This is a genomic window from Cupriavidus oxalaticus (assembly GCF_038900635.1).
GTDB classification, from domain to species: Bacteria; Pseudomonadota; Gammaproteobacteria; order Burkholderiales; family Burkholderiaceae; genus Cupriavidus; species Cupriavidus oxalaticus_B.
This window is the reverse complement of the sequence record NZ_JAYMRX010000014.1, coordinates 38,433-54,525: the sequence shown is the minus strand read 5'-3', so window position 1 is coordinate 54,525 and position 16,093 is coordinate 38,433. Positions and strand designations below refer to the sequence as shown.

14 protein-coding genes are annotated in these 16,093 nt (G+C 68.7%); 4 read left to right on the top strand and 10 right to left on the bottom strand.

What is annotated here, in order from left to right; genetic code table 11:
* Window positions 1-2 precede the first annotated feature (2 nt).
* Complete coding sequence (locus VSR71_RS21210; protein WP_342915815.1) at window positions 3-491, bottom strand: SixA phosphatase family protein; 489 nt, start codon at window positions 489-491, stop codon at window positions 3-5.
* Between the two features lie 177 nt (window positions 492-668).
* Between VSR71_RS21210 and VSR71_RS21205 the strand changes: the two genes are divergently transcribed.
* The gene (locus VSR71_RS21205) at window positions 669-1,328 is read left to right on the top strand and encodes an alpha/beta hydrolase (RefSeq protein WP_342915814.1); all 660 of its coding nucleotides are present in this window, start codon (window positions 669-671) and stop codon (window positions 1,326-1,328) included.
* A gap of 117 nt (window positions 1,329-1,445) precedes the next feature.
* Window positions 1,446-2,495, top strand: a complete 1,050-nt coding sequence (locus VSR71_RS21200; protein WP_342915813.1) for a phytoene/squalene synthase family protein — start codon at window positions 1,446-1,448, stop codon at window positions 2,493-2,495.
* 15 nt (window positions 2,496-2,510) lie between these two features.
* On the opposite strand, the gene VSR71_RS21195 is transcribed toward VSR71_RS21200, so the two are convergent.
* The 6 genes from VSR71_RS21195 to VSR71_RS21170 form a co-directional block, all read right to left on the bottom strand.
* On the bottom strand, window positions 2,511-3,689 hold the full coding sequence (locus tag VSR71_RS21195) for an FIST signal transduction protein (RefSeq protein WP_342915812.1): 1,179 nt from the start codon (window positions 3,687-3,689) through the stop codon (window positions 2,511-2,513).
* A 644-nt stretch (window positions 3,690-4,333) separates the two neighbouring features.
* Complete coding sequence (locus tag VSR71_RS21190; protein WP_342915811.1) at window positions 4,334-5,341, bottom strand: tripartite tricarboxylate transporter substrate binding protein; 1,008 nt, start codon at window positions 5,339-5,341, stop codon at window positions 4,334-4,336.
* 197 nt (window positions 5,342-5,538) lie between these two features.
* Entirely contained in the window at window positions 5,539-6,270 is a 732-nt protein-coding gene (locus tag VSR71_RS21185) for an SDR family NAD(P)-dependent oxidoreductase (protein WP_342915810.1), read from the bottom strand.
* Window positions 6,271-6,572: 302 nt separating this feature from the next.
* Window positions 6,573-7,775, bottom strand: coding sequence for a 3-oxoadipyl-CoA thiolase (pcaF, locus tag VSR71_RS21180; protein ID WP_342915809.1), 1,203 nt, complete (start codon window positions 7,773-7,775; stop codon window positions 6,573-6,575).
* A 40-nt stretch (window positions 7,776-7,815) separates the two neighbouring features.
* Window positions 7,816-8,454, bottom strand: coding sequence for a 3-oxoacid CoA-transferase subunit B (locus VSR71_RS21175; protein ID WP_209758437.1), 639 nt, complete (start codon window positions 8,452-8,454; stop codon window positions 7,816-7,818).
* Window positions 8,455-8,480: 26 nt separating this feature from the next.
* Window positions 8,481-9,152 (bottom strand): 3-oxoacid CoA-transferase subunit A, encoded by a 672-nt coding sequence (locus VSR71_RS21170; RefSeq protein ID WP_342915808.1) that lies wholly within the window; start codon window positions 9,150-9,152, stop codon window positions 8,481-8,483.
* Window positions 9,153-9,668: 516 nt separating this feature from the next.
* Here VSR71_RS21170 and VSR71_RS21165 point away from each other — a divergent pair.
* Entirely contained in the window at window positions 9,669-9,908 is a 240-nt protein-coding gene (locus VSR71_RS21165) for a hypothetical protein (protein WP_342915807.1), read from the top strand.
* 34 nt (window positions 9,909-9,942) lie between these two features.
* Here VSR71_RS21165 and VSR71_RS21160 read toward each other — a convergent pair whose 3' ends face one another.
* The gene (locus tag VSR71_RS21160) at window positions 9,943-13,005 is read right to left on the bottom strand and encodes an SMC family ATPase (RefSeq protein WP_342915806.1); all 3,063 of its coding nucleotides are present in this window, start codon (window positions 13,003-13,005) and stop codon (window positions 9,943-9,945) included.
* On the bottom strand, window positions 13,002-14,150 hold the full coding sequence (locus VSR71_RS21155) for an exonuclease SbcCD subunit D (RefSeq protein ID WP_342915805.1): 1,149 nt from the start codon (window positions 14,148-14,150) through the stop codon (window positions 13,002-13,004). Before VSR71_RS21155 ends, VSR71_RS21160 begins: the two co-directional genes overlap by 4 nt.
* A gap of 162 nt (window positions 14,151-14,312) precedes the next feature.
* Here VSR71_RS21155 and VSR71_RS21150 point away from each other — a divergent pair, with 162 nt between their 5' ends.
* Window positions 14,313-14,669 carry a NirD/YgiW/YdeI family stress tolerance protein gene (locus VSR71_RS21150; protein WP_342915804.1) on the top strand — a complete coding sequence of 119 codons (357 nt, stop codon included), beginning with the start codon at window positions 14,313-14,315 and terminating at the stop codon, window positions 14,667-14,669.
* Between the two features lie 21 nt (window positions 14,670-14,690).
* Here the strand turns inward: VSR71_RS21150 and VSR71_RS21145 are convergent, their stop codons facing one another.
* Window positions 14,691-16,055 (bottom strand): sigma-54 dependent transcriptional regulator, encoded by a 1,365-nt coding sequence (locus VSR71_RS21145; RefSeq protein WP_342915803.1) that lies wholly within the window; start codon window positions 16,053-16,055, stop codon window positions 14,691-14,693.
* Window positions 16,056-16,093 lie beyond the last annotated feature (38 nt).

Below are 16,093 nucleotides of genomic sequence, written 5' to 3'. Positions count from 1 at the left end.
GACTACGGCTTCCCGGGCGAATCCAGCGAGACTTCCGACGGGGTGATGTCCCCGACATCCGCCCATGCCTTGGTGTCGAAACGGAATCTGGCGACGGCGCAGGTCGGCATGTCGGTGATCTCGTCCGAAAGGCGTTGCGCGAAGTCAGTGAATTCGGGGTTGTGGCCGAACAACATCACGCTGCCAAGCTTCTTGTCGAGCGCACGGACGACAGCCAGCAGCTCATCCGCACTGCTGGCGTACAGCCGGTCATCGATCGCGATTTCCTTGCGGGCACAGCCGATTTCGTCTGCGATCAGGTGCGCCGTAGTCAGGGCGCGCACGGCCGGACTCGACACGAGCAGGTCTGGCTTTACCTTGCGCTCGGCCAGGCGCTTGCCCATTTCCGGGGCGTCGCGCAGACCGCGATCGTTGAGCGGGCGCTCGCGGTCTGGCAAGGACGGTTCATCGCGACTCGACTTGGCGTGGCGAACGAGAAACAGTGTTTTCATGGCCTCTCCTGATGCATCGGGACGCTGGCCGATTGTTGGTGGAGGGTCTGCCGGTTCCGCGCGTCAGCGGACCAGCACATGGCGGCTGGCCTCGCCGCTACGCTCGCCCTATAGTGGACTGCGATGGGGCCGATTGCAACGCGGGCAGCGTCGAAGCGCCATCTTCCGGAGGGCGCCATGCGCAGCAGCAGTGCAGATGCCATCGAGGTTGTAATCCCCGCCGGTGGCGTGGCGTTGCAAGGCATGCTCGCCTTGCCGCCTGGCGCAGGCGCCCTGGTATTGTTTGCGCACGGCACCGGCAGCTCCCGGCATAGCCCGCGCAACCGGTATGTGGCCGCCGAACTCAACCACTGCGGCATGGGAACGCTGTTGATGGACCTGCTCATGCCGGACGAAGACCAGGTGCAGGCGATCCGCTTCGACGTCGGGCTGCTGGCCTCGCGGCTGGCGCAGGCGACCGACTGGGTGGTGCGGCAGCAAGGCGTGCCACCGAAGTTGGGCTACTTCGGCGCCAGCATCGGTGCCGCCGCGTCGATCCGTGCCGCCAGCCAGTCGCCGATCCCGATACACGCCATCGTTTCACGAGGCGGCAGGGTCGACCTGGCGGGCGCCGACGCCCTGGCGAATCTGCTTGCGCCCACCATGCTGATCATCGGCGGGCTGGATACGAGCGTCATCGAGCGCAATGAGTTCGCCTTTGCCCAGCTCAAGTGCCAGAAGAAGCTGGTGATCGTTCCCGGCGCCTCCCATTTGTTCGAAGAGCCCGGCGCACTGGAGTCCGTCGCCCGCCTGGCGTCGCAGTGGTTCGAGCGTTATCTGGGCAAATCCTCGCCCTGACCAGGACCTGCGGATCCAGGATCTGCCCGTCGCGCCAAAGGTACAATGCCCGGGCCCGGCCTGCGGCCGGGCGACCCATGCCATTCCGCAAACCTCTCAGGGAACAGGACACCACCCATGCGCGAACCCAGCCGGGCGTTCCTCCTCGGTCCGCTGCTCAAAGGCGTCTCGCGTTCGTTCTACCTCACGCTGCGTGTACTGCCCGCGCGCATGCGCGACCCGGTCGGGCTAGCTTACCTGCTGGCGCGTGCCGCCGACACGATTGCCGATACCGCGCTGGTTGCGCCGGAAAGGCGGCTGGCGTTACTGCTGTCCTTGCGCCGCCAGGTCAACGGCAACATGGGTGACGCGGCGCCTGCGCCCAGCATCGCGGCGGAGCTGGCTCGCCACCAGCAGCTATCGGACGAGCGGATCCTGCTGGAGTCGCTCGATCCGGCGCTGGCAATGCTGATGCAACTCGACCCGGCCGACCGGCAAGCGGTCAGGCAGATCGTTTCCACCCTCAGCGAGGGCATGGAATTCGACCTGCGCACATTTCCCGACGAGCGCGCCGCCCGCGTCGTGGCGCTGCCCGACCTCGCTGCGCTGGATCACTACACCTACATGGTCGCCGGCTGCGTCGGCGAATTCTGGACCCACATGACCGCGGCTCACGTGCCGGGGGCGATCAACGGCGATTCTGGCGCCATGCTGCGCAGCGGGATCCGCTTCGGCAAGGCGTTGCAGATGACCAATGTGCTGCGCGACTGCGGCAAGGACCTGCGCATCGGCCGCTGCTATTTGCCGGCTTCGCTGCTGGAACAGCACGGGCTGGCGCCGCGGGACTTGCTGCTGCCGGACGCCTCGGCGCGAGCGCGCGCCATGATGCATGCGCTCGCCGCCATGACGCTGGATCATTTCCAGCAGGCCATGGCCTACACGCTGGCCATCCCGCGGCGTTTCGTCCGGCTGCGGCTGGCGTGCCTGTGGCCGATCCTGATCGGCATGGAAACCTTGCTGCTGCTGGTGCGCAACGACCAATGGCTGGATCCCGCCAGTGCCTCGAAAATGCCGCGCAGCCAGGTCTATCGCATGGTTGCGTCTTCGCTGCCGATGGTCTGGTCGAACGGCTTGTTGCGCAGATGGTTTGCGCATCAGTTGCGCGGCATCGAGGCCGTCATCCGCTGAGGCGCCCCGGCCCGCTCAATGACTGGTGAAGACCGTCAGCACTCCCGTATAGCCATAAAGGTGATCCCTCGCGATCTCGCCGCCGGCGAAAAAACCGGCCAGCGGCAGGTCGCCCAGCCCAGCGCGCACAGTCTGCAGTTCGGCATGCGGCGCGCCGAAGTGCGGCCCGCCCCGGCCTGAGCAGCTGATGTAGAGCGCGCCACGCGCGTGGCCGCCGCCTTGCTCGATGTCCGTGCGGATTTCCGTGGCGATGCGTTCCAGGTCCGCGCGCGCCGCGGCGGCGTTGCGCATGCAGAACGCCAGCCGCATACCGGGCGCGACCTGGTCGGCCAGCGCGAGCACGCGATGCTGCACATCCAGGCCGATCAGGTGGCGCACCAGCGTATCCGCGCCGAACCTGCCCGGCTGCACCGGCGCATCGTCGGTGGCAGCGTTCAGACCCGCAAGCGTTCCCGACAACGCTTCGGCCATCACTTCCACGGGTGCGTCACGCTCGACGCCCAGGTCCTGCAGCACGCAATCCAGCGCGGGCTTGCCGTCCAGCGCAAACAGCAGGTTGTGTTCGCTGCGTGTCACCGCGCGCGCCGGGCCGATCGGCTGGCAGCCCTGCGTGACGCGGGAGACGAGTTCGACTTCCGGACCAAACAGCACGCCGGAGAGGCCGCCGGAATACACGCCGTCGGCGATATGCAGGGTACGGTTGCGTGCCGAGCTCAGTCCGCCGAACAGGTAGCCGGTCGCGGTGCGCGCGCTCAGCTCGTGCAGCAGCTCCTGCACATCGGGTGTGCTGCCTTCGGCATGCACCAGCGCGGTATGCGGGACAAAGCCCGACGACGCCGCCGGCAAGGGCTGGCGCCCCGAGAACAGCTGGAAGGCGTGGCGCGGAAGCGGCGCCGCCAGCAGCGCCATGGCCGGCTGATCGAAGTACTCCACGCCGCTCGCCGACACGCCGAGGCCAACCGTGCCGACCCACGACACCCCGGGCCAGTTCTGCTGCAACGCGGCGAGGATCGCCTCCGCGGCCAGCGCGTAGTAATCGCTCAGGTAGCACCAGCCGAGCGTCAGCGGCGGCGCATGGTCCAGCCGCGCCTGGCGCAGCAGGTCCTGCGTGTCCAGCTGCCTCTGGCAATCGGCCAGCGCGACCTGCCACTCGACATGGGCGGCGTCAGCGTGAACAAAGGTCAGGTCATGCATGGCTTGCCTCCGGGTCCAGGCTGGCGTCATACCATTGGACTCCGGTGGGCAGTGGGTGTTCAGGGTGCCCGCGCAGGTCCCGGTGTTGACCGACATGCTCTCGCTTATTCTGACTCCACATCCGGCGCCTTCAGCAGCTTGCCGAGTTCCGCCGACACACGCTGCCCGAAGATTTGTTGGTGCTCTTGCGGCTGGCACCTGGTGGCTATTTGATTTGGCTGGCTCTATTTCGTGGCGGCTCCGGCCCTCTCCCCCGGCTGAGATACTGCCGGCGCGCAGCGCAGCCGTAGGCGTTTGTACGTCGCCGCCCGCAGCAGGGGCCACCCACAGCTCTGGGCTCGTTCAAGCATCGCGTCAATCCCAGGCCACCGTGGCGCACCAAGGCGGCAGGCAGTCCTGCTCTGCAACGAAGCGAAGCCCCGTCCGAAAGCCGCGGCCCACTACGATAAGAGTAGCCGCCCGCAGGGCAGTAAACGCGCTTTTGGTTACTTTTGCCGCTCGGGCAAAAGTGACTCGCCCCTTTAGGGGCGAAACCAGGGCACATCAAATGTCCACCAGATGCCATTCGCAAGGCACAACAACAACCAAAAAAAGAACCGGCCCAATGGGCCGGCTCTTTCAAACAACAAAGACCAAATCAATCCTCAATCCACCGTAGCACCCGAAGCCTTCACAACCTTGGCCCACTTGGCGGTTTCAGCCTTCATGAACGCCGCCAGCTGCGCCGGCTTTTCCGGATTCGGCTCAGCACCCTGGTCTGCCATCTGCTTCTTCACTTCCGGCATGGCCAGGATCTTGACCACTTCCGCGTTCAGGCGATCGACGATCGGCTGCGGCGTGCCACCCGTTGCGTACAGCGCGAACCACGAAGTCGCCTCATAGCCCGGCACGCCCGACTCGGCCACGGTCGGCACGTTCGGCAGTGCCGGCGAACGCTTGGCCGAAGTCACGGCGATCGCGCGCAGCTTGCCCGCCTTCACATGCGGATACGACGACGGCATGTTGTCGAACATCAGCCCGATCTGGTTGCCCAGCAGGTCGTTCACCGCCGGCGCGCTGCCCTTGTACGGGATGTGCTGGATATGCAGGCCGGTCATCGAGTTGAACAACTCACCCGACAGGTGCATCGACGAGCCGCTGCCCGACGAGCCATACGACAGCTTGTCCGGATTCGCCTTCACGTAGGCGACCAGTTCCTTGACGTTGTTGACCGGCACCTTGGGGTTCACCACCACCAGGTTGGGCACCATCGCCACGCGCGTGATCGGCGCAAAGTCCTTGATTGGGTCATACGGCAGCTTGGAATACAGCGACTGGTTGATCGCATGCGTACCGATGGTGCCCATGAACAGCGTGTAGCCGTCGCCCGGCGCCTTGGCCGCCAGCGAAGCGCCGATATTGCCGCCCGCGCCCGGACGGTTGTCGATCACCACCGGCTGGCCGAGCGCCTTGCCCAGCTGCAGGCCGACGATGCGTGCCAGGATGTCGGTGGTGCCGCCGGCCGAGAACGGCACGATCAGCGTGATCGGCTTGGTCGGGTAGCCGCCTTGTGCGTGCGCGGCACCGGCGAAGCCGGCAAAGGTGGCGGCCAGCGCCACGCCAGCGGCGAGCAGGCGGCGGCGCGTGGTGGAGGTCTGGGAATCGTGTCTCATCGGTATTACTCCGGTAAAGCTGTCCCGAGCGGAGATTGGGGCCCGTGCAGGACGTTGTGCTGAAATGGCGTGATTGCCGTTCCCGAACGGATGCTGCGCACTCGCGCGCATCCCGGTTGACGGCCCGGCTCCGGGCCGCCATGCGTGACGTTTGGTTAACGTCTCTTCTTGTCGAATCTTTGAGTGCCAGGACGCGCTTATACCGGCGCAACGCCCAGCGTGGTGCCGCCGCACACGTACATCACCTGGCCGGTGACGAAACCGTTGTCCGGCGACAGGAAGAACAGCGCGGCGCGCGCGACATCTTCCGGGGTGCCCATGCGCTTGACCGTGATGCTGGCCAGGATGCGCCTGGTCTGCTCGGCGCCTTCCGGATTGCTCTTGCGGAACAGCTCGGTGGCGATCGGGCCCGGGGCCACGGCGTTGACGGTGATGCCGTCGCCGCCCAGTTCCATGGCGAGCGTGCGGGTCATGCCGATCAGGCCGGCCTTGGTGGCCGAGTACACCACGCGCTCGGGCTTGCCCAGCGCGGCGCGCGAGGCCATGTTGACGATGCGGCCGAAGCCTGCGGCGCGCATCGCGGGCAGGCAGGCTTGCAGCAGCAGCAGCGGCGCTTGCAGGTGCAGGCCGGTCACGTAGTCCAGGTCGGCAACGGTGGCGCTGTCGGCGGTGCCGGGACGGGTGGCGCCGGCATTGTTCACCAGGCGCGTGACGGCAAAGCGCGACGTGACCTGCTCCGCCGCGGCGCGGGTCGCCTCGGCGTCGGTCAGGTCAGCCTGGAAGAAGGTCATGTTGGGATGCGACCAGGCCGGCGCGGCGTAGTCGACATTGACCACCTGGGTCACGCCATCGGCCAGCAGCATTTCACAGATGGCGCGGCCGATGCCGGAACTGCCGCCGGTGACGAGGGTGGCTACGGGGAGGGACATCTTTGACTCCACACCGGCACGCTGCGCGGCCGGGACATGCAAACGCTAAGACGATGACCGAATGGGCGCCTGAATCTGGACGTGACCATCCGATGACTGCTGACGTGCTCCCTCTCCCGCTTGCGGGAGAGGGTTGGGGTGAGGGCGGGCGCGGGCAGGAACGACTGCACGGCAATCCGTGCTGACGCCTGTCAACGCATTCCTGCAGCGCGTCGCGGTTGCATGCGCCTGCCCTCACCCCCGGCCCCTCTCCCGCTCGCGGGAGAGGGGAGCAAACAAGCGGTAGAACTACCTGGCTGCGCTTAAACGCGCTCGATCACCATCGCGATACCCTGGCCCACGCCGATGCACATCGTGCACAGCGCGAAGCGGCCACCGGTGCGGTGCAGCTGGTACATCGCGGTGGTCACCAGGCGGGCGCCGCTCATACCGAGCGGGTGGCCCAGCGCGATCGCGCCACCGTTCGGGTTGACGCGCTTGTCGTCGTCGGCAACACCCAGTTCGCGCAGCACGGCCAGCCCTTGCGCGGCGAACGCTTCGTTCAGCTCGATCACGTCGATCTGGTCCAGCGTCATGCCCAGCTGCCTGAGCAGCTTCTGCGTGGCCGGTGCCGGGCCGATGCCCATCACGCGCGGCGCCACGCCGGCGGTGGCCATGCCGACGATGCGGGCACGCGGGGTCAGGCCGTGTTGCTTGATGCCGGCTTCGCTGGCCAGCAGCAGCGCGCACGCGCCGTCGTTCACGCCCGAGGCGTTGCCGGCGGTGACGGTGCCGTCAGGACGGACCACGCCGCGCAGCTTGCCCAGCGCTTCCATGCTGGTGGCGCGCGGGTGCTCGTCGCGCTCGACCACGATCGCGTCGCCCTTCTTCTGCGGGATCGTGACCGCGGTGATTTCCTGCGCCAGCGTGCCGTCGGCCTGAGCGCGCGAAGCCTTCTCCTGGCTGCGCAGCGCCATCAGGTCCTGGTCTTCGCGGCTGATCTTGTAGTCGGTGGCGACGTTCTCGGCGGTCTCGGGCATCGAGTCCACGCCGTAGGCCGCGCGCATGGCCGGGTTGATGAAACGCCAGCCGATGGTGGTGTCGAAGATCTGCGCATCGCGCGAGAACGCGCTGGTGGCCTTGCCCATCACGAACGGGGCGCGGCTCATGCTTTCCACGCCGCCGGCGATCATCAGTTGCGCTTCGCCCGCCTTGATGGCGCGCGCGGCGGTGCCGGTGGCATCCATGCCGGAGCCACACAGGCGGTTGATGGTGGCGCCCGGCACGTCCTGCGGCAGGCCTGCCAGCAGCGACGACATGCGCGCCACGTTGCGGTTGTCTTCGCCGGCCTGGTTGGCGTTGCCGTAGATCACGTCGTCGATGGCCTTCCAGTCGACGTTGGGATTGCGGGCCATCAGTGCCTTCAGCGGCACCGCGCCAAGGTCGTCCGGGCGCACCGCGGACAGGCTGCCGCCGTAGCGGCCGATGGGCGTGCGGATGGCGTCGCAGATAAAGGCTTCGGTCATGGTGTGTCTCTCTCTTTGTGATGGATATCGATGCCGGCGCTCAGGCCTGCTTCAGGGGCACGCCGGTGAGGCGCTGCAGTTCTTCAAAGCTCAGGCCCTCCACCAGGTCGCGCGCGACCAGGCCGTCGGCGGTCACGTCGAGCGTGGCAAGGTCAGTGTAGATGCGCGTCACGCAACCGATGCCGGTCAGCGGGTAAGTGCACTGCGGCACGATCTTGCTTTCGCCCTGCTTGGTCTGGTGTTCCATCATCACGAACACCTGCTTGGCGCCGATCGCCAGGTCCATCGCGCCGCCCACGGCGGGGATGGCGCCGGGTGCGCCGGTATGCCAGTTGGCCAGGTCGCCCTTTTCCGACACCTGGAACGCGCCCAGCACGCAGAAGTCGAGGTGGCCGCCGCGCATCATCGCGAACGAATCGGCGTGGTGGAAGTACGAGCCGCCCGGCTTGATCGTCACCGGCTGCTTGCCGGCGTTGATCAGGTCGCCGTCTTCTTCACCGGCAGCGGGCGCGGGGCCCATGCCGAGCAGGCCGTTCTCGCTGTGCAGCAGGATTTCCTTGTCTGCGGGCAGGTGGTTGCCGACGAGCGTCGGCAGGCCGATGCCGAGGTTGACCACGGCACCTTCGGGAATGTCTTTGGCCACGCGGGCGGCCATCTGATCGCGGGTCAGGCGTTGCATGCTAGTTCTCCTGTTGCCTGTCGCGCTCAAGCGGACTGGGCGACCTTGACGACGCGCTTGACGAAGAGGCCCGGCGTCACGATGTGTTCGGGGTTCATCTCGCCCAGCTCCACCACCTTGTTGACCTGCACGATGGCGCACTTGGCGGCCATGGCCATGATCGGGCCGAAATTGCGCGCGGTCTTGCGGTAGGTGAGGTTGCCCCAGCGGTCGGCGGTGTCGGCCTTGATCAGCGCGAAGTCGGCGTGGATCGGCGATTCGAACACGTAGCCCTGGCCATCGATGATGCGGGTTTCCTTGCCCTCGGCCAGCGGCGTGCCGTAGGCGGTGCGGGTGAAGAAGCCGCCGATGCCGGCGCCTGCGGCGCGGATGCGCTCGGCCAGGTTGCCCTGCGGCACCAGTTCGAGCTCGATCTCGCCGGCGTGGTACAGCGAGTCGAACACGTAGGAATCGGCCTGGCGCGGGAACGAGCAGATGATCTTGCGCACGCGCCTGGCCTTCAGCAGCGCGGCCAGGCCGGTGTCGCCGTTGCCGGCGTTGTTGTTGACGATGGTCAGGTCGCGCGCGCCTTGCTCGATCAGCGCGTCGATCAGTTCCGCGGGCATGCCTGCGAGGCCAAAGCCACCAATAAGGATGGTGGCGCCGTCGTGGATGCCGGCCACCGCCGCTTCCACCGTGTCGTATAGCTTGTTGATCACTTGCGTTCCAGGTCGGAAGATCCGCAGGCTACCGGAGCGGGCCGCAAGGCGCGGCGCATGAAAGACGGTCTCCGATAGTCCTGCCGGAAGGATGTTCGTTCGCGGCCCGGCGGCGTTGGCGCCGCCAGTACCGCCCGTTGAACGGTCCAGCAGTCTGCGTGGTGTTGTTTGGGGCCGTGCGGTCGGCACAGCCGCGATCCGAAAGCCGCCAGTGGTTGACCGGCTATTGTTCGCTGTTCGAACTTGAATTCGCAGAATGAACAGATTACACCTGCGCGCGGGCGACGGTCAACCCGCCGGCCGGCCCGGGGCACAGACGTTGGGCGATCACCGCGCGGGGTGACGGCGGCGTCCCGTGTAGGACAGAACCGACAGGGGAATCGGTTCGCTGTCGATGTTGCGCCGGGGCCGCGGCGGCTATCTTGAAATCAGAAGAAGGCAGCGCCCGCACAGCAGCCCCGGACCACCCGGCTCAGGCGCGCCGCCCGGCAACAGACAAGAAAGAGGAGTCTGACCATGGCAACCGCCAATGTCCCGAATGCCGCCATGCATCATGCCGCAGCCCTTGCGCGCATCCTGCAGGTCACGCAGCAGGCGTGGGGATTGGGCCAGCAAGGCAACCAAGCCATCGCGTCCGCGACGGCTCGCGGCTCCGCGCCCAAGATGTCGCGCCGCGCGCGGCTGGCTCAGGCCGCCGCGCGCGCGTTCGAGGCGCAGGTCATGGCGATCCGCTGCCGGCAGGTGTTTGTCGGCTGACCGGCATGCCGGCTGACCCGGCCGGCAAATACTCTCAGGCCGCGGCCGCCACGCCGCTCAGCGTGGCGCGGCTGCCGCCAATCCCCGGCCGCACTTCCAGACGCACGTCGATGCGCTCGCGCAACTCGGCCACGTGCGAGATGATCCCAACCAGCCGGCCGGCTTGCTGCAGGTCCAGCAGCGTACGGATGGCAAAGTCCAGGCTTTCCGGATCCAGCGTGCCGAACCCTTCGTCGACGAACAGCGTATCGAGCTGGATGCCGCCGGCGCGCGACTGCACCACGTCGGCCAGGCCGAGCGCCAGCGACAGCGACGCCAGGAAGCCTTCCCCGCCTGACAGCGTATTGGCGGGGCGCGGCGCCCCGGTGTCGTGGTCGAACACCTCAATATCCAGCCCGCCGGCACTGCGCTGGTCGGCCTGCTCGCGCACGCGCTGCAGCACATAGCGGCCCCGGCTCATCGCCAGCAGCCGTGCGGACGCGGCCTCCAGCACCTCGTCGAGCAGCGTTGCCAGCACGAAGCGCTGGAAGGTCATGCGGCGCGGGTTGTTGCCGTTGGCAACCTCGGCCAGCCGGCCCAGCACCGCATAGCGGGCTTCGATATCGCGGCCCTGCGCGTCGATTTGCTGCAGGCGCGCCTGGCATTGCTGCAGCGTGTCGCGCGCGCGGCCGCGATCCGCCTGTTGCCGGACCAGGGCTTCCACCGCATCGGCGGCGGCCTGCCCGGCGGCGCGCAATCCGTCCAGGTCAGGCACGCCGAGCCCTTGCGCGGCGGCTTCGGCGCGCTCGCGCAGCCGGGCGGCGGAGACCAGCTCCGTATCGAAAACACGCAGCAACTGGTCGATGCGCGCCATGTCGTCATCGGGCAGGCTGGCCGCGGCGTGCGCCTCTGCATCGGCAAGACCTTCACGCGCCAACGCCTGCGCCAGCGCGTCTTCGGACTCGGCGAGGCGCGCGGCGGCTTGCGCCTGGGCCTGCCGGGCCGAGCCGAGCGCGGCATGCGCGGCGGCGGCGTCCGCCGCGGCCTGCCGTTCCGCCGCCTGCGCGGTAGCGAACGCGCGCTCCAGCGCGGCGGCATCGGCCTGCGCCTGGCGCAGGGCTTCGGCCAGCGCCACCGGATCGCGCGAATCCTCGGGGACTTGCGCGCAGGCAACCTGCCATTCAACCTCGCACTGCGCCAGCGCTTGCGAAGCCGTTTCCGCCGCGGCGGCGGCTTCGCGGCCGGCCAGTTCCGCCGCCTCGCGCGCGGCACGGCTGGCGGCGATGGTGGCCTCGCATTGGCCGACGCTGGACGCTGCCTGCCGGCCTGCCGCCAGCGCGGCTTCCAGCGTTGCAATCTCTGCCATCAGCTGACGCGCGGCCTCGTCCGAGGCGTCGCCCAGGGCCTGCGCGAGTTCGGCGGCACGATCGCGCGCCTGCATGGCGGCGGCCTGCGCGGCCTGTAGCTGGGCGGCGCAATGCACTGCCTGCGACTCGGCCTCGAGCATGGCGCCGCGCGCCTGCTCCAGCGCCTCGTCGGACAGCGGCGTGTCGACATGCTGCGCCGGAATGGGATGCGAACTGCTGCCGCATACCGGACACGCCTCGCCGTTGGCGAGCAGCGCCGCCAGCCGGGCCGCCTGGCCGGCGCGCCACGCGGCTTCGGCTTCGGCCAGCGCGGCTCGGCGGCGTTCGCGCAGGCGCTCGGCCAGTTGCCGCGCCGCTTCCACGTCCGCTGCCTGCGCGACGGCGCTGGCATGCGCCTGCACCGCCTGCGCGTGGCGGCTGAATTGCCGCGACTTCTCCTGCAGCGCGGCGAGCTGCAGTTGCGTACCTTGCAACTGCGCGGCAGCAAGCTGCGCCTGCGCGAGCGCGGCTTCCGCCGCCACGGCATCGGCCTGGCTCGTTGCCAGCCTGGCAGTGGCACGCTCGCGCGCCTCGACGGCGGCGGCTTTCTTCCGCTGTGCCGCTTCCAGGGCCTCGCGCAGCGTGCCGAGCTGGCGCGCCCGCGGCAGCATGGCGTCCAGTTCCGTGCAGCGCCGCTGTGCGGCCGTGCGCAAACCGGCACGGCCGGTCTCGGCCTGCAATGCGGCAGCGGCCTGCGCGGCTTGCTGCGCGGTGCTCGCAGCGCCCGCATCGGCACGCTCCAGCGCGGTCCCGGCCGCCGCATGGTCGCGCTGCGCGAGTTGCCGCTGCTGCAACGCAGGGTTGACGCGTGCCGCCCGCTGCGCCGCCTGCAGCCGGACACGTTCGGCCTCCATCGCGGGTTGCCGTGCCAGCAACGCGGCGTGCGCGGCTTCGGCCTGCTGGCGCTCCTGCAGCCGCGCCCCCACCTGTTCGCCCGCGCCCAGCGCCGCCTGCGCCGCGGCCAGCGCCTGGCGTGCGCCCTGCTCCTGCCCGTGCAGCGCATGCATCTCCCCCTGCAGCGCGGCGATGCCGTCGGCAAGTGCCTGCGCGCTCTCCATGCCGGCCTGCCGCAGCGCTTCGTCGCGCTGGATGCCGATGCGCTCGGCATCGCGGCGGATGCCGGCCGCCTGGGTCTTCAGCAGTTCCTCCACGCGGCGATAGAGTTCGGTGCGGAACAACCGCTCCAGGATCGCCTGCCGCGCCTGCGAGCTGGCGGTCAGCAGTTCGCGGAAGCGCCCTTGCGGCAGCACGATGACCTGGCGGAACTGCGCGCTGTCAAAGCCAAGCAGCTCGCGGATGGCATCGCTGACCTTGCCCGGCTGGCTCGCCCTGCTGACCCAGCCGTTGCCGTCATGCTGGTCGAGCTGCGCCTTGGCCGGCTCCGTCAGCCATCCCTCGCCGCGCTGCTTCGGCCGCTCCTGAGCCGGCGAGCGCACCACGCGCCAGCGCTGCGCGCCGAGGCTGAACTCCAGCGTGACCTCGGTGCGCAGCCCCGGCGCGGCGTTGGCGCTGCGCATGGCCTGCGCGCTGCGCTCGCCGCCGGAGGTATCACCATACAGCGCGAAGCAGATCGCATCGAGCAGCGTGGTCTTGCCGGCGCCGGTGGGGCCGTGGATCAGGAAGAAGGCCTGGTCGCCAAGCTGCGTGAAATCGACCTGCTCGGTCGCGGCAAACGGCCCGAAGGCCTGCAGGGTCAAATGCAGCGGTCTCATGCCGACTCCCGCTCCGCCGCCGCCATGCCGGCCAGCAGCTGGTCCAGCACTTCGCGGTGGCCCGGCTCCAGCTCGGCATCGGCCACCTCGCGGAAAAAGCTGGCAAACAGCTCGCCGGTGCCAAGCTGGCGCAGCTGGCGGCCCGCTTCCGAGGCCGTGCCGCTGCGCGCCAGCACCGCGCGCTCGATCGCCAGCGCATTGGGGTAGACCTGGCGCAGCTTGGCCATGGGATCGAGCAGCGCGCCGGCATCGGTCAGGCGCGCGTGGATATAGTCGTCGCGCCGCGGGTCATCGGCGCCGGCGGCAAGCAGCGCGGCCAGTTCGCCTTCCAGCACGCGCACGTCGCGCAGCGGCTGCAGCGGCACCGGCGTGATCGACACGGTGCCGTCGGCATCCAGCTCGATGCGCGACACCGACTTGTCGTGCGCGCACTCGGACAGCGAATATTTGAGCAGCGAGCCGGCGTAATGGATACGGCCGCCGCCCAGCGTCTGCGGCCGGTGCAGGTGGCCCAGCGCCACCAGGTCGAACCCGGCGAACAGGTCCGCCGCCACGGCACCGCTGCCGCCGACCGACAGCGGCCGCTCCGATTCGCTGGCCGCGCCGCCGACCACGAAGGCATGGCCCACCACCACCGCGCGCACGCCCGGCGGATGGACCGCGCGGATCGCGTCGAGCTGCGCGCGCAGCGCGGCTTCGTGCGAGGGCAGCTCGGCGCCCATGGCATCGCGCACCACCGCGGGCTCGGCATAGGGCAGCGCGTAGAGGCGCACTTCACCGTGCGCGTCGTGCAGCGTCACGCTGGCGGCCTCGGCCAGCGTGCGGCCGGCCACGTGCAGGCCCTGCGCGCGCATCAGGCGCGCGCCGAATTCCAGCCGCTGCGCGCTGTCGTGGTTGCCGGCGATCATCACCACCGGCACGCCGGCATCGACGACGATGCGGCCGAGCACGTCGTCGAGCAGCGCCACGGCCTCGGGCGGCGGCACGGCGCGGTCATAGACGTCGCCGGCGATCAGCACGGCGTCGGGTCGTTCGGCTTTGACCAGTTCAACGAACTGGCCAAGGATATGGGCCTGGTCTTCCAGCAGGCTGCGGGCATGGAAGAGCCGGCCGAGATGCCAGTCGGCGGTGTGCAGGAAACGCAATCTGGGATCCGGTGGATGGGTAAATGCGGCAGCGCTCGCGGTACGCGCAGCCCGAATGATAAATCGTCGCCGCGCCGGGGCTGCCGTTCAGCGACGGTTCAGCCGCGCCGGCGCATCATCCATGCCATCGCCCCGGGTCCCAACCTTGATGGAGAAACGCACATGAAACGCATCCTGACCGCCACCGCCGTGGCCCTAGCCCTTGGCCTTGCCGCCGCCGGCGCCAGCGCGCAGTACACCGGCCCCTCCTCGATCCCCGTCATGACCGTGAAAGCATTGCAGGCCGACGGCAAGGACGACCAGCACGCGGTGCTGCGCGGCAAGATCGTCAGCAGCGTCGGCGACGAGCGCTACCTGTTCGCGGACGGCACCGGCCAGATGAAGGTGAAGATCAAGCAGAAGGTGTGGCCGGCGCAGAAGCCCGTCGACGCCAGCACCACGGTGGAGCTGGTCGGCGAGTACGACAAGGAGCTGATCGGCGAATCGCACTTCGACGTGAAGGAGATCCGCCTGCCCTGAGCCGGCGGCCATGCGCCAGCATCAGACCGGCTCGGCCTCGCTGTCGGCGATCTGGAACTTGCGCATCTTTTCCCACAGCACCTTGCGGCTGATGCCCAGGCTCGCCGCCGTATCCTGCCGCCGCCAGCCATTGGCATCGAGCGCGGCCAGGATGCGGCGGCGTTCTTCCGTATCGGCGCGCAAGTCGTTGCGCTCGCCGGCGTCGAACGCGCCCGGATGCAGCGCGCGGAACAGCGGCCGCATGCGTTCCTCGTCCCAGCTGCCTGCCTGCTGCACGGTGATGCCCACGCGCTCGGCCAGGTTGCGCAGTTCGCGCACATTGCCGGCGAAGTAGGCGGTGCCGACCGCGCCGCGGAGCCAGTCGGGCATCGGCGGCAGGTCGTCGAAGCCGGACGGCCCCAGCATATGGCGCAGGAACGATTGCAGCAGCGCTATCTTGTCGGCCGGCCCGCGTTCTTCCAGGCTGGGGATGCGCATCTCGATCACGGCCAGCCGGAAGTACAGGTCGGCGCGGAAGCGCCCTTGCCGCACCGCTTCGCGCAGGTCCTTGTTGGTGGCGGCAACCAGGCGGAAATCGAGCTTGACCGACAGCGTCGAGCCCAGCCGCGTGATGGCGTTCTCTTCCAGCACGCGCAGCAGCTTGACCTGCTGGAACAGCGGCAGGTCGCCGATTTCATCGAGGAACAGCGTGCCGCCGCTGGCCTGTTCGAAAAAACCGCGATGCGCGAAGGCAGCGCCGGTGAAGGCGCCTTTGGCGTGGCCGAAGAACTGCGATTCGAACAGCCCGTCGGGGATCGCGCCGCAGTTGACCGCAACGAACGGGCCCTTGCCGTAGCTGCGGTTGCGTTCATGGAACAGGCGCGCGATGCGCTCCTTGCCGGCGCCGGTCTCGCCGTACAGCATCACGTTGCTGCCGAAGCCGGCAAAGGTCTCGACGTGCTGCAGCAACTGCCGCATCGCGGTGGAACCGGCGACCAGCTCGGCCTCGCGCGCGCCGCCGGCGTCGGCGGCCAGCAGTTGCGGCAGCAGCTTGCCGATCTGGTTGCGCAGGTCGGCGCCGGTAAAGCCGTCGGTGAGGATATGCGCGTATTCGGGCGGGAAGCGGCCGGGATCGGTTTCGCGGCCCGGTGCCGCGACCCAGAGCACCGGCATGCCGTGCGCCGCCTCCCAGTCGAGCGTGAAGCGCGCCGCGCCGATCACCGAGACGCTGATCACGGCAATGCACGGCTTGGTGCGCGGCTCGGCGGGCAGCGCCTCGAGCGCGCCGGCACGGATCACGTCGACGCCCAGCGGCGACAGGAAGCGGGTCACGCGGTCGGCAATCTCGTACTTGCCTTCCCACACGTACACTTCGAGGTTTTCATAGGCCCAGCGGTCGGTCTTCATTGCATCTCTGCCATCAGGCGGTTGTGGGGCAAGGCCAT

What these genes read in the sequence shown, in the direction of transcription:
- pcaF (WP_342915809.1), bottom strand. Translation starts at nt 7,775, where the DNA reads ATGACCGAAGCCTTTATCTGCGACGCCATCCGCACGCCCATCGGCCGC.
- VSR71_RS21150 (WP_342915804.1), top strand. Translation starts at nt 14,313, where the DNA reads ATGAAACGCATCCTGACCGCCACCGCCGTGGCCCTAGCCCTTGGCCTT.
- VSR71_RS21175 (WP_209758437.1), bottom strand. Translation starts at nt 8,454, where the DNA reads ATGCAACGCCTGACCCGCGATCAGATGGCCGCCCGCGTGGCCAAAGAC.
- VSR71_RS21200 (WP_342915813.1), top strand. Translation starts at nt 1,446, where the DNA reads ATGCGCGAACCCAGCCGGGCGTTCCTCCTCGGTCCGCTGCTCAAAGGC.
- VSR71_RS21165 (WP_342915807.1), top strand. Translation starts at nt 9,669, where the DNA reads ATGGCAACCGCCAATGTCCCGAATGCCGCCATGCATCATGCCGCAGCC.
- VSR71_RS21195 (WP_342915812.1), bottom strand. Translation starts at nt 3,689, where the DNA reads ATGCATGACCTGACCTTTGTTCACGCTGACGCCGCCCATGTCGAGTGG.
- VSR71_RS21185 (WP_342915810.1), bottom strand. Translation starts at nt 6,270, where the DNA reads ATGTCCCTCCCCGTAGCCACCCTCGTCACCGGCGGCAGTTCCGGCATC.
- VSR71_RS21190 (WP_342915811.1), bottom strand. Translation starts at nt 5,341, where the DNA reads ATGAGACACGATTCCCAGACCTCCACCACGCGCCGCCGCCTGCTCGCC.
- VSR71_RS21145 (WP_342915803.1), bottom strand. Translation starts at nt 16,055, where the DNA reads ATGAAGACCGACCGCTGGGCCTATGAAAACCTCGAAGTGTACGTGTGG.
- VSR71_RS21210 (WP_342915815.1), bottom strand. Translation starts at nt 491, where the DNA reads ATGAAAACACTGTTTCTCGTTCGCCACGCCAAGTCGAGTCGCGATGAA.
- VSR71_RS21160 (WP_342915806.1), bottom strand. Translation starts at nt 13,005, where the DNA reads ATGAGACCGCTGCATTTGACCCTGCAGGCCTTCGGGCCGTTTGCCGCG.
- VSR71_RS21205 (WP_342915814.1), top strand. Translation starts at nt 669, where the DNA reads ATGCGCAGCAGCAGTGCAGATGCCATCGAGGTTGTAATCCCCGCCGGT.